Here is an 11,745-nt window from a genome sequence, read left to right as displayed (position 1 = left end):
TCGTCCGCCAAGATCGCCGAGGGTCGGTGCGGCCGAAGCCGCACCGCCTCTCGATGAACACGGCGTGCTCAGCCCTTCACGCACAGAATCGTGCGCAGGTGCTGAACCACCGACACGAGGTCCGACTGCGCCGCGATGACCGCACCGAGCTCCTTGTAGGCGCCGGGGATCTCGTCGACGATCCCTGCATCCTTGCGTGACTCCACACCGCGGGTCTGCTCGACGAGGTCGTCCACGGTGTAGGTTGCCTTCGCCCTGTTCCGGCTCATGCGGCGGCCGGCGCCGTGCGACGCCGACTGGAACGACGCCGGGTTGCCGAGCCCGCGCACGATGTACGAACCGGTGCCCATCGACCCGGGGATGAGCCCGAGCTCGCCGGACCCCGCACGGATGGCACCCTTCCGGGTGACGAGCATGGAGCGACCGTCGATCTCCTCCTCCGCGACGTAGTTGTGGTGGCAGGAGATCTCCGTGTCGAAGCCGACGTCGGCGGTCGGCAAGGCCTTCCGCACCGTGTCCTTGAACAACTCCATCATGATCTTGCGGGATCGCAGCGCGTACTCCCGCGCCCACTCGAGATCACGCCGGTAGGCGTCCATCTCCGCCGAACCCTTGAGGAACACGGCGAGGTCCCGGTCCGGAAGGTCCCTGTTCTGCGGCAACGTCTTGGCGATGGCGATGTGCCGCTCGGCGAGCTCCTTGCCGATGTTCCTCGAGCCGGAATGCAGGGTCAGCCAGACGCGGTCGTCGGCGTCGAGGGTCATCTCCAGGAAGTGGTTGCCTCCGCCGAGTGAGCCGAGCTGTGAGTGGGCCTTCGACTCGAGCTTCTGGACGCCACCGTGAAGATCCTTGAAGCGGCGCCAGAACACGTCCAGACCATCCGTGACGCCGAGGCGCCGGAGGTCCAACCGCTGCTCGTGACCGCGGAAGCCGAGCGGTATGGTCGCCTCGACGGCCAGGCGGAGCGGCTTGAGATCCTCGGGCAGGTCCTTCGCGGTCAACGACGTGCGGACCGCTGACACGCCGCAACCGATGTCCACACCGACGGCAGACGGCGAGATGGCGCTCTCCATCGCGATCACGGACCCGACCGTCGCGCCCTTGCCGAGGTGGACGTCGGGCATCACCCGCAGACCGTACACGTGCTCGAGTTCCGCGATGTTGCGCAGCTGCTGCAGGGCGGCAGGCTCGATGTCGCTCTCCGGAGCCCACATGAGGGTCGACGCTCGCGCACCGCTGAGTGTGACAGGTAAATCCATGGTGCTGCCTCCTCGAAGGCTGATCACCTTCGACGCGGAGGTCGAAGGAATGAGGGTTCCGGCCCGGTACGGGTGACCGTTGGAATATCGGCTCGACGTGCCCCTGCTTTCAGGACGTCGACAATGAGGAATCGGTTCTCGCGAGAGAATGTCCGCGATAATTTTAGGGCGCGACGGCGTTTGAATTCATCGAGATAAAGGACATATTCGTCCTTGTTCACGCGCCGAGAAATACGCAGGTCGTCTGGCGCATCGCTGACACGTGTGAGAGGGCAAAGAAAGAGGCCGTTCCGGGCTGGACTTACCCGGAACGGCCCTGACCCTGCCAGGATCAGCTAGGTCGGGACGCTCCGGTGCCGCAGGTTCACACTCTGCAGGGCATAGCCAGGCTTGCATTCTTCGAGGAGGGTGACGAGCGCGAGGTCAGCAGCAGGCAGGAGGAATCGGCGATTAGCTGCGGCGACACACATCCTGACGCTCATTCCATTGTCTCCGGTCTGCTTCGACGGCTCGTTTGGCTCGTCCGGAGAAGACTTTATGCCACGTCGTCGACATGTGTAAAGCCCCAAACCACTAATCCAATCGTCGAGTTCGAATTCATCGTGATCGCGGCACCGCTGAGTTCATTCCGGCGCCACCGCTGAGTTCATTCCGGCGGGACCGAAGTGCCTCTCACCAAGAGCGGACCTCCCCCGAAAGAGAATGGATCCGAGCATCACTGCACGGGGACGTATCAGACGCCGGGGACGAGAGGGCGCATGACCGACGCCGCTTTCCGCACTGCGGCAGGAGCGGCACGTTTCAGCGGCCCGGCGACGACGACAGCGCCGACGCCCGCACCGAGGAGGGCACCTGTGAGCATGGTCCGCTGCACGGTGCGCCTCGTGCCACCCCACCCACCGGTCGTGCGCGCGTTGTCCGGATCGAGCGACGGGCCGTAGAGATTGCCACTGGAATCCTCGGCGGGTTCCTTCTTCGACAGGTGCGTGTGCTCCACCTGATGGGCCATGACTCTCTCCAACCGGCCAGACTTGAACCGGTGCTGCCTGACCATCGACCTGCCGAGGCGGCCCACCGCGACCTCACGGGTCGGCGACTCGACCACGCCGAGGGTCGCCTTGGTCACCCGATCGGCCGAGTACACGGCCGGCATGGCGACCACTCGCCGGCCCGTGTAGTTGGCGACGTGATGGAAGAACGGTGTGTCGATCGTCGGAGGCAGCACCGTGCAGACGTGGATGTGCTTCTTCCGGTCGAGCGTCAGCTCCGACCGCAGGCTGACGCCGAGGGCGCGGACGGCGGCCTTCGAGACGGAGTAGGCGGAGGTGTAGGGCTGGGGTATCACGCCCACGATCGACGCGACGTTGACCACGACGCCGGACTCCTGGTCCTGCATGCGCTCCAGCGCCGCCCGTGACCCGTACACGTAGCCCAGCAGGTTGACGTCGATGACGCACTCGGAGTCCCTCTTGGGCACCTCGAGGAAGGGTGAGAAGAGGGCGACCGCGGCATTGTTGACCCAGATGTCGATGCGTCCGAACTCCTCGACGGCGCGAGCGGCCAGTTCCTGCACCGCATCGTACTCGGAGGTGTCCGTGGGCACCGCCAGTGCTCGTGACCCGAGGGCCGTGCACTCCGTCACGAGGGATTCGAGCGCCTCGACCCGTCTGCTCGCGAGCACGAGGCTCGTACCCCTGCGGTCAAAGCGAAGTGCCGTGGCACGGCCGATCCTGCTCGCTGCCCCGGTGATGACCACGACGCTGTTCCTGATCCGCATACAACCCTCCGACGCTCCGGACGGCGTGCCCGCCCGCTCGTTCCATGACCGTAAGGACGGCCGGGTCAGGGCTTCAACGCGATTCGGTGGAAGGAGGAGGATGCGCGGCCGGCCGACGTGTGCCTCATGTGCCCGATGACGCTTCCGCCGTCCCGGTCCGGTTCCGTTCGGTGGCAACGAAAAACCGCCGGATCAGGGCGTTGACCCTGAAAATCGGCGGTTCGTCGTGGAGCTAAGGGGATTCGAACCCCTGACCCCCTGCATGCCATGCAGGTGCGCTACCAGCTGCGCCATAGCCCCTCGGTCGTCGTCCTGGCCGGGATACCCGGCCGAAGCAACTTCCTCAGTGTAGTAGTTCCGCTGCCGCCCGACAAATCAGCGGGAGCTTCCCGGGGTCACCCCTCGAGCGGCTCCGTCGGCAGGGACCCGAGACCCACGTTGTGCTCGGTCAGCTGCCACGAGAAGCGCGCCTGCTCACGATCCGGCACCTCGTGGACCTCGGACCAATGGCAGTTCGAGAGCCCCGAGAGCGCGCCCCAGTGATCGGGAGGCAGGCCCATCAGAGCGGCGAGAGCTGCCCTGATGGAGCCACCGTGGCTCGCGACGACGAGAGTACCCCCGGGCTCGACGCGGTGAAGGGCCTCGAGGACCGCCTCGAGCATGCGCCGTCCGACGTCGCGCCGGTTCTCCGCCCCTCCGGCTCGGACGTCAGGATCCCCGCTCCGCCACGCCGTGTTGTCCTCGGCGAAGCGGTCGGCGATCTCGCCGAACGTCAGCCCCTGCCAGACTCCCGCGTTCGTCTCCCGCAGCCGTGGATCCTGTTCAACCCGCGCGCCACAGATTCTCGACAGAGCTGCAGCGGTGTCCGCTGCACGCCGGAGGTCGGACGCCACGATCACTGAGGGACGCTTGGCGGCGAGCAGCTCTGCTGCCCGCTTGGCCTGCGCCCGCCCCGTCGCGTCGAGATCGATGTCCTCCTGGCCCTGGAAGCGCCCTGCGTGGTTCCACTCGGTGCGGCCGTGCCGCCAGAAGATGATGCGGCGCGCTGCCGTGTCGGAGTGGGGGTCGCGGCTCACTCGGGGGCGTCGTGCAGTGCCGCCGGCTGCGCAGGGCCCTGCAGTACGCCGTCGAGCTGCAGATCCACGGCCGGGCAGTCCTTCCACAGGCGATCGAGTGCGTAGAACACGCGGTCCTCCTCGTGTTGCACATGCACCACCACGGTGGCGTAATCGAGCAGGACCCAGCGGCCCTCGCTGCGACCCTCACGACGCACGGGCTTCAGGCCCTGCTTGGACAGCTCTTCCTCGATGCCGTCCACGATCGCGTTGACCTGGCGCTCGCTCGGCGCCGAGGCGATCACGAAGACGTCGGTGATGGCCAGCCGGTCGCTGACGTCGATGGCGATGATGTCCTGGGCTATCTTGTCCGCCGCGGCGTGCGCCGCTGTGCGGGCGATGCCGACGGACTGTTCGGTTGCAGTCACAGATCTCCTTGTATGTGGTCAGCGGTGTCACCCATTGAGGGAGCTGACAGTCATCATTATCCCGGTCACGAGGGCCGCTCCGCCCACACCGAGCAGCGAGTACTGCAGAAGGCGCAGACGACGCGCCCGCCCTAGTCCTGCGGTCATGGCATCCAGGGGGTCGAGCCCGAACGCAGTCCGTGCCCCTATCGGTCCGGTTCCCGGCTGTGCCTCCCCCTCCGGCGGCGGTACAACGGCGGTCTCCGGCTCGGGATGGGACCCGGTGTGGGACCCGGTGTGGGACCCGGCAGCGCGGGGCACCACGACGGGGATGTGGGACGTCCGAGGCGCGCGGAGCGCCGACGGCGCATCACCGGGACGGCGGGAGGCGTCGGAGTGGGGGACGAAGGGGATGTTGTGTGCCGTCGTGGGATCGTTCGGGACGGGCTTCCGCTGCTGGTTCTGCTCGGCGAGTTCCTGGATCCGCCGGGCGCGTGAGTTCAGGACAGCGGCCCGCTCCGCGAGAGCCTTCTGCTGCGCGAGGATCTCCAGGTCCACGATGATGCCGCCGTCACCGTCGGTCGTCTCGAGTCCTTTGACGAGGGCACGAGCGTCCTGGACGAGGGCGTTCCGGGCCGCCAGCGCCTCCTCGACGGTCATGTTCCCGTTCGGCCGTGCGCCGGACCGCTCAGCAGTGGGGGCATCGGGGCTCGCGTCAGGGGTGTCGTCGTCGGCCGATCGTGAGGAACCGTCGACAGCGGTTCCCTGCGGCACGACGGCGGCGGTCTGGGCGGTCTCCTGCCGACGGCGGTCCCGGCGTCCGCCGGGAAGGGCCACCCGGTCGGTGCCGCCGGTCGACGTCCCGGAATGGGCAGCCGATGCCGGGTGGAGGGCGGGAGCAGTCTGCCCATCCTGCTCGGCAAGCGCACCAGGGGCCTGCGGCTCGACACCCCGCCCCAGCTCGCTCCCTCTCCCCTGCGATGCCGGGGGAGCAGCTCCGGATGCCTCGTGCACCTCCGGGACCTCACGCCCTGCCACCGCGGATTCCGGGCCGGTCGTCGATGAGCGCACGACGGTCGGTTCCGCGTCGGAGGGAGCCAGGGAGGACGACTCGACGGTGTGGTCGGCTGCCGCATCGGGTCCGGACGGAGCCTGTGCTGTGGGATCAGGTGTCGACGCGGGCGTGACCGCCGAGGACGACGAGGCGCCGGCGCGCTGCACCCGGAGTGTCCGTCGCGTCGGCACCTCGACCCTCGCGCCGTCAACCGCCTCGGAGGGGCGCCCCTCGGCGAGGGCCCGGTAGGCCCGCAGTGCTTCGCGATCACGCGCGCGGACCTGTGACTCGCGCTCCCGGGCGTGCTCGGGCACGGCGTCGACGGGGGCACGGGCAGCACGCCGGCTGTGTCGGATCCCTTCGGGCAGTGCCGAGCCGTCGTCGACGGGTTGCCCGCCCGACGCATCACGCACTGTCATGTCCAGTCCCCCTGACCGTCGTCCATCCGCTTCCCTGCATGAGACCTGCTGCCTGAGACGTTGCTGCTCGAGACCCTGCTGCCGAACCCGATCGCGCCTGATGCACCAGGGACCCCTCGCGGTCCTGTGCACGCTCGACGGGCGTCACTGACGCACGGCGACCCTGTACAGACGGTGTTTGGCGATGTACTGGACCACGCCGTCAGGCACCAGGTACCAGACGGGCTTGTCCTCGTCGACGCGTCGGCGGCAGTCCGTGCTGGAGATCGCCATCGCCGGCACCTCCAGCAGGCTCACGTCGCGGCCGCGCCCGTTGAGCTCGTGCCCGGGCCGGGTGACGCCGATGAAGTGGGCCAGCGACCACAGCTCCTCCGCGTCCTTCCACGTGAGGATCTGCGACATCGCGTCCGCACCGGTGATGAAGAACAGCTGTGCGTCAGGGCGCTCCGCCTTGAGGTCGCGCAGGGTGTCGATGGTGAACGTCGGTCCGGGTCGCTCGATGTCCACCCGACTCACTGTGAACCGCGGGTTCGACGCCGTGGCGATGACCGTCATGAGGTAGCGGTGCTCGGCCTCGGTGACGTTCTTGTCGACTTTCTGCCAGGGCTGACCCGTCGGGACGAACACCACTTCGTCGAGGTCGAAGACGGTCGCGACCTCGCTCGCGGCCACGAGGTGGCCGTGGTGGATGGGATCGAAGGTTCCACCCATGACGCCGAGGCGCCAGGGACTACCGTCGGCGCGGCGCTGCTGCGTTGCGCCCATGACCTCGCGTCCGGGCGTTCCAGGTACCACCGATGCCGCTAGTGCCGGTTGGCTTCGCCGTGATCGTGGTTGTTGGTGTGCTGCTTGTGGGGGTCGATGTGCTCCTCGACGGCCTCGTGGCGGTTGCGCACGTTGGAGAAGGAGACCGTGACCAGCATCAGCAGGAGGAGGATACCCATGACGATCAGCCCGTAGGCGATGGCCGGCATCGGAAGTTCGGTGTGGTGTTCCGCGCCTTCTGCTGCCAGCAGTGCGCCGCCGAGGGAGTAGAGCATCGTATGTCCTCTGTGAGATCGGGTCGGTCCGACCGGCGGGACCGGCCAGGACGATTTCTCCCATGGTACGCGTACCCGGCCCGGCTCCCCCGCCGTCGACCGCCGATCAGTGGAAGATCAGCGGCCGGATCGGCGACGGATCGGCGACTGATCAGCGACGGATCTGGCCCTCGCCCTGCACGATCCACTTCGTGGTGGTGAGCTCCGTCAGGCCCATGGGGCCGCGTGCGTGCATCTTCTGCGTCGAGATCCCGACCTCCGCGCCGAGACCGAGCTCACCGCCGTCGACGAAGCGGGTCGAGGCGTTGACGAGGACGGCCGCGGAGTCGACGCCGGCGACGAACTCCTCCGAACTCGCGAGGTCGTTCGTGATGATCGCCTCGCTGTGTCCCGTGCTCCACCGCCTGATGTGCCGCAGCGCGTCGTCGACGCCGTCCACCGTGCGGACGGCGAGGTCGAGCTGCATGTACTCGCGGCCCCAGTCGTCGTCCGTCGCGGCCAGGGCGTGCACGCCCTCGGGCAGCAGGGCCCTCGCGCGGTCGTCCACGTGCAGCATGACCCCTGCGTGGGCCAGCGCCCCGAGGACGGGCCCTGCCGCCGCTGACCGGCTGTGCACCAGGAGTGTCTCCACGGTGTTGCAGACGCTCGGCCGCTGGGTCTTCGCGTTGAGGAGGATGTCGACCGCCATGTCGGTCTCGGCGCTCTCATCGAGGAAGATGTGCACGTTGCCCTCCCCGGTCTCGATGACGGGAACGCGCGCGTTCGTGACCACCGACTGGATGAGCTCACGGCCGCCCCGGGGGATCAGCACGTCGATGCGCCCGCGCGCCCGCATCAGGACCTGCGCCCCTTCCCGTCCGAACTCGTCGACGCTGAGCACGGCGTCGTCGGGCAGGCCGAGGTCCTCGAGCGTGTCCCTGATGATCCCGATGAGCGCGGCATTGGTCGAGGAAGCCGCGCTCCCGCCCCGGAGGACGACGGCGTTGCCACTTTTCAGCGCGAGGCCCACGATGTCGACCGTGACGTTGGGCCGTGCTTCGTAGATGGCGGCGACGACCCCGAGCGGAACGCGTACCTGCCGCATGCGCAGGCCGTTCGGGAGTGTCTCGGCCCGCACGGAGGTGCCCACCGGATCCGGGAGGGCGGCGAGCTGTGTGAGTGCGTCGGCAAGCAGTGCCACGCGATCGGCATCGAGGCTCAGCCGGTCGAGGAGGTAATCGGAGGTCCCGCCCGCGCGTCCGCGTTCGACGTCGTCGCGGTTGGCTGCGAGGACGAGATCCCGCCGTGCGACGAGCGCCTCGGCGATCGCGCGGAGGGCGCCGTCCTTCCGTGCGCGGTTCGCCCGTCCGAGCGTGCGTGAGGCCGCCCGGGCCCGATCCGTGATGGCGTGCACCGCGGCGACGATCGCGTCGCCGTCCGGATCCTGCGCAACGTCCCCGGTGGAGGTCTCCCGCTCAGGGGGCGCTGAGGGCGCAGCGGACGACGACGGTGCGGCTGCCCCGCCGGGCACGGCGGAGGGGGTCGTGTCGTGCTGCGTCAGCGCTTCGGTCTCCGTGCTCACATCGGTCATGCACGCATTCTAGCGAGCGTCGGCGGCCCTCCCGGGTGCGTGTCAGCAGGTGACGGCGTCCTCAGCCGTGCAGGACCACGAGGTCGTTCACGTGCACCACGGACCGTTCGTACTCCGCCCCGAGGTCCTCGGCGAGCTCGTGGGTCGAGCGGCCGAGCATGCGCGGCAGTTCCGCGGAGCTGTAGTTCACGAGCCCTCGGGCCACGACGGACCCGTCGGGGCCGACGAGCTGGACCGGGTCACCGGCCTCGAAGACGCCCGAGACCTCCACGACGCCCGCCGGGAGGAGTGACCGCCGGCGTTCGCGCACGGCCCGTACGGCGCCGTCGTCGAGGACGAGCGTGCCGAGCACACGGGCGAGATGCGCGAGCCAGAGCAGGCGGATCGGCTGGCGCTTGCCGGTGGCGGTGAACCAGGTCCCGACGTCGTCCCCCCGCAGGGCCGCTGCGGCGTTGGCGGTGGACGTGACGAGGGCGGGGATGCCGGACGCCGCCGCGATGGTCGCGGCTTCCACCTTCGTCACCATGCCGCCGGTCCCCACGCCCGACTTCCCGGTCCGTCCGATCGTGACGCCCTCGAGGTCCGCTGCGGAGGCGACGAGCGGGATGCGCGTGGCGCCGGCGCTCGGCGGACCGTCGTAGAGGGCATCGACATCGGACAGCAGGACGAGGGCGTCGGCCTTCACGAGGTGGGCCACGAGGGCGGCCAGGCGGTCGTTGTCCCCGAAGCGGATCTCATGACTGGCGACGGTGTCGTTCTCGTTCACGATCGGCACCACGCCGAAGTTGAGCAGCCGCTCCATCGCCCGGTGGGCGTTGGCGTAGTGCGACCGCCTGATGAGATCGTCGGCCGTGATCAGGATCTGGCTGACGATGATTCCGTGGGCCGAGAACGCGCGCGAGTAGCGGGCCATCAGCAGTCCCTGCCCCACGCTGGCCGCGGCCTGCTGGGAGGACAGCTGGGACGGCCTGCGGGTCAGTCCGAGGGGAGCCAGACCAGCGGCGATGGCTCCCGAGGAGACGAGGATGACCTCGGTCCCGGCGGAGCGCCTGGCGGCGAGCACGTCCGAGAGGCCCACGAGAGCGTCCTCAGAGATACCGCCCGACACCGAGGTGAGCGACGACGACCCGACCTTGACGACGATCCGCCCGGCCTCCGCCAGCCCTCCGTGCACTCCCCCGACCGACCGGTCCGAACTCACCTCCGCCTAGCCCTGGGACTCGGCGTCAGCCTCCTGCTGGGATGCAGGCTGCTGGCGGTTCGTCACCGATTCGGTCCAGACACCGGCCTTGCGGTCGGCCTCGAGGTCCGCCCTGGCCGCAGCCTTCGCGTCCTTGCGCTCCTGGTACTCCTCACGCTTCTGCTCACGGGTGGGACGGACCCACTCCGCGAGGCGCAGGTCGGTACCGCGCGGTCCGGCGAGCAGCTCGGCTCCGCCCATCATGGTGGGCTCCCAGTCGAAGACGACGCCGTCGCCCTCACCGATCACCACGGTGTCGCCGGGCTTGGCGCCGGTCTTGAACAGCTCCTCCTCGACACCGATCTTCGCGAGCCGGTCCGCGAGGTAGCCCACGGCCTCGTCGTTGGTGAAGTCGGTCTGCTTGACCCAGCGCTCGGGCTTCTCACCGAGGACGCGGTACAGCGGAAGGGCGTCCTTCTCCTCGTGGCGGATCCGGAACGAGACCGCATTGACGCCACGCGGACGGAGCACGGGCGGCTCGACCCGGGGCGGCGTCGTAGCGACGACCCTGCGTGCCTCCTCGACGATCTCCGCCATCGCGAAGCCGAGCTGACGGAGCCCCTCGTGGCTGGACGCCGACACCTCGAAGACGCGGTAGCCGCGTGCCTCGAGCTCCGGCCGCACGAAGCCGGCCATGTCCTTGCCGTCGGGCACGTCCACCTTGTTGAGCGCGATCAGCCGCGGCCGCTCGTTGAGGGGCACGACGTCGCCGTCGGGACCCGCATAGCTCATGTCGACGGCGTACTTCTCGAGTTCGCGTTCGATGACGGCGAGATCGTTCAGCGGGTCGCGGTCCGTCTCCAGCGCCGCGCAGTCGAGCACGTGCACGAGCGCCGCGCAGCGCTCCACGTGCCGCAGGAAGTGGTGCCCAAGGCCCTTGCCCTCGCTGGCACCCTCGATGAGCCCGGGGACATCCGCGATGGTGAACCGCGTGGACCCGGCCTCGACGACGCCCAGGTTCGGCACGAGCGTGGTGAAGGGGTAGTCCGCGATCTTGGGGCGAGCCGCGGACATCGCCGCGATGAGACTCGACTTGCCCGCCGACGGGTATCCGACGAGCGCGATGTCGGCGATCGACTTGAGCTCCAGGACGACGTCCCGCTCGTCGCCGGGGATCCCGAGCAGCGCGAAGCCGGGGGCCTTGCGCTTTTGGGACGACAGCGCGGCGTTCCCGAGACCGCCCTGGCCTCCGGCAGCCGCGACGAACTCGGTGCCCTCGCCCACGAGATCGGCGAGCACCTCGCCGTCCTTGGTCTTCACGACGGTGCCGTCGGGGACCGACAGGATCAGGGTCTCCCCGCTCTTGCCGCCGCGCCAGTCGCCCATTCCGTTGCCACCGTTGGTGGCATGGCGGTGCGGGGCGTGGTGGTAGTCCAGCAGCGTGGTGGTCTGGTGGTCGACCCGGAGGATGACGTCGCCGCCGTCGCCGCCGTTGCCGCCGTCGGGTCCACCGAGGGGCTTGAACTTCTCCCGGTGGACGGACACGCAGCCATGGCCACCTGTGCCCCCGGATACGTGCAGGACGACGCGGTCAACGAAGCTCGCCACGCTGGTCTCCTTCTACAAATGCTTCACTGTGCCGAGTCTAGGCGGCTTAAAAGAAGGTGGGGCGAGCCGTAGAGGCTCACCCCACCCGAAATGCCTGGTGTACCGTGCGGAGAATTACTCCGCTGCGGCTCCGACGATGTTGACGACCTTGCGTCCACGGCGGGTACCGAATTCGACGGCCCCTGCCTCGAGTGCGAACAGGGTGTCGTCCCCGCCGCGGCCGACGTTGGCGCCCGGGTGGAAGTGGGTGCCGCGCTGGCGGACGATGATCTCGCCGGCCTTGACGACCTGGCCACCGAAGCGCTTGACGCCGAGGTACTGCGCGTTCGAGTCGCGGCCGTTACGAGTTGAGCTTGCGCCCTTCTTGTGTGCCATG

11 protein-coding genes and 1 tRNA gene are annotated in these 11,745 nt (G+C 68.8%); all 12 read right to left on the bottom strand.

Features of this window, described 5'->3' with window-relative positions; genetic code table 11:
• Positions 1-68: 68 nt before the first annotated feature.
• The gene (locus AC4D16_RS00660; protein ID WP_490953587.1) at positions 69-1,259 is read right to left on the bottom strand and encodes an RtcB family protein; all 1,191 of its coding nucleotides are present in this window, start codon (positions 1,257-1,259) and stop codon (positions 69-71) included.
• Positions 1,260-1,992: 733 nt separating this feature from the next.
• The gene (locus AC4D16_RS00655; protein ID WP_490953586.1) at positions 1,993-3,036 is read right to left on the bottom strand and encodes an SDR family NAD(P)-dependent oxidoreductase; all 1,044 of its coding nucleotides are present in this window, start codon (positions 3,034-3,036) and stop codon (positions 1,993-1,995) included.
• Positions 3,037-3,263: 227 nt separating this feature from the next.
• Positions 3,264-3,336, bottom strand: a tRNA-Ala gene (locus AC4D16_RS00650).
• A 95-nt stretch (positions 3,337-3,431) separates the two neighbouring features.
• A complete protein-coding gene (locus tag AC4D16_RS00645) occupies positions 3,432-4,112 on the bottom strand; it encodes a histidine phosphatase family protein (RefSeq protein WP_490953585.1) in 681 nt (226 codons plus the stop codon).
• Positions 4,109-4,519, bottom strand: a complete 411-nt coding sequence (rsfS, locus tag AC4D16_RS00640; protein ID WP_490953584.1) for a ribosome silencing factor — start codon at positions 4,517-4,519, stop codon at positions 4,109-4,111. The genes AC4D16_RS00645 and rsfS overlap by 4 nt, the downstream gene beginning before the upstream one ends.
• A 27-nt stretch (positions 4,520-4,546) precedes the next feature.
• Positions 4,547-5,971: a hypothetical protein gene (locus AC4D16_RS00635; RefSeq protein WP_490953583.1), complete on the bottom strand. Its 1,425-nt coding sequence runs from the start codon at positions 5,969-5,971 to the stop codon at positions 4,547-4,549.
• Between the two features lie 144 nt (positions 5,972-6,115).
• Positions 6,116-6,736, bottom strand: coding sequence for a nicotinate-nucleotide adenylyltransferase (nadD, locus tag AC4D16_RS00630; protein WP_490949364.1), 621 nt, complete (start codon positions 6,734-6,736; stop codon positions 6,116-6,118).
• Between the two features lie 38 nt (positions 6,737-6,774).
• Entirely contained in the window at positions 6,775-7,011 is a 237-nt protein-coding gene (locus AC4D16_RS00625; protein ID WP_490949365.1) for a hypothetical protein, read from the bottom strand.
• A 151-nt stretch (positions 7,012-7,162) separates the two neighbouring features.
• Positions 7,163-8,581 carry a glutamate-5-semialdehyde dehydrogenase gene (locus tag AC4D16_RS00620; RefSeq protein ID WP_490953582.1) on the bottom strand — a complete coding sequence of 473 codons (1,419 nt, stop codon included), beginning with the start codon at positions 8,579-8,581 and terminating at the stop codon, positions 7,163-7,165.
• 61 nt (positions 8,582-8,642) lie between these two features.
• On the bottom strand, positions 8,643-9,782 hold the full coding sequence (proB, locus tag AC4D16_RS00615; RefSeq protein ID WP_490949367.1) for a glutamate 5-kinase: 1,140 nt from the start codon (positions 9,780-9,782) through the stop codon (positions 8,643-8,645).
• Between the two features lie 6 nt (positions 9,783-9,788).
• A complete protein-coding gene (gene obgE, locus AC4D16_RS00610) occupies positions 9,789-11,369 on the bottom strand; it encodes a GTPase ObgE (protein ID WP_490949368.1) in 1,581 nt (526 codons plus the stop codon).
• Between the two features lie 114 nt (positions 11,370-11,483).
• Positions 11,484-11,744 (bottom strand): 50S ribosomal protein L27, encoded by a 261-nt coding sequence (gene rpmA / locus AC4D16_RS00605; protein ID WP_028280075.1) that lies wholly within the window; start codon positions 11,742-11,744, stop codon positions 11,484-11,486.
• Position 11,745 lies beyond the last annotated feature (1 nt).

The organism is Arthrobacter sp. TJ-236 (assembly GCF_058269235.1).
The sequence above is the reverse complement of the archived record's forward strand: the minus strand, read 5'-3'. Positions and strand labels throughout refer to the sequence as shown.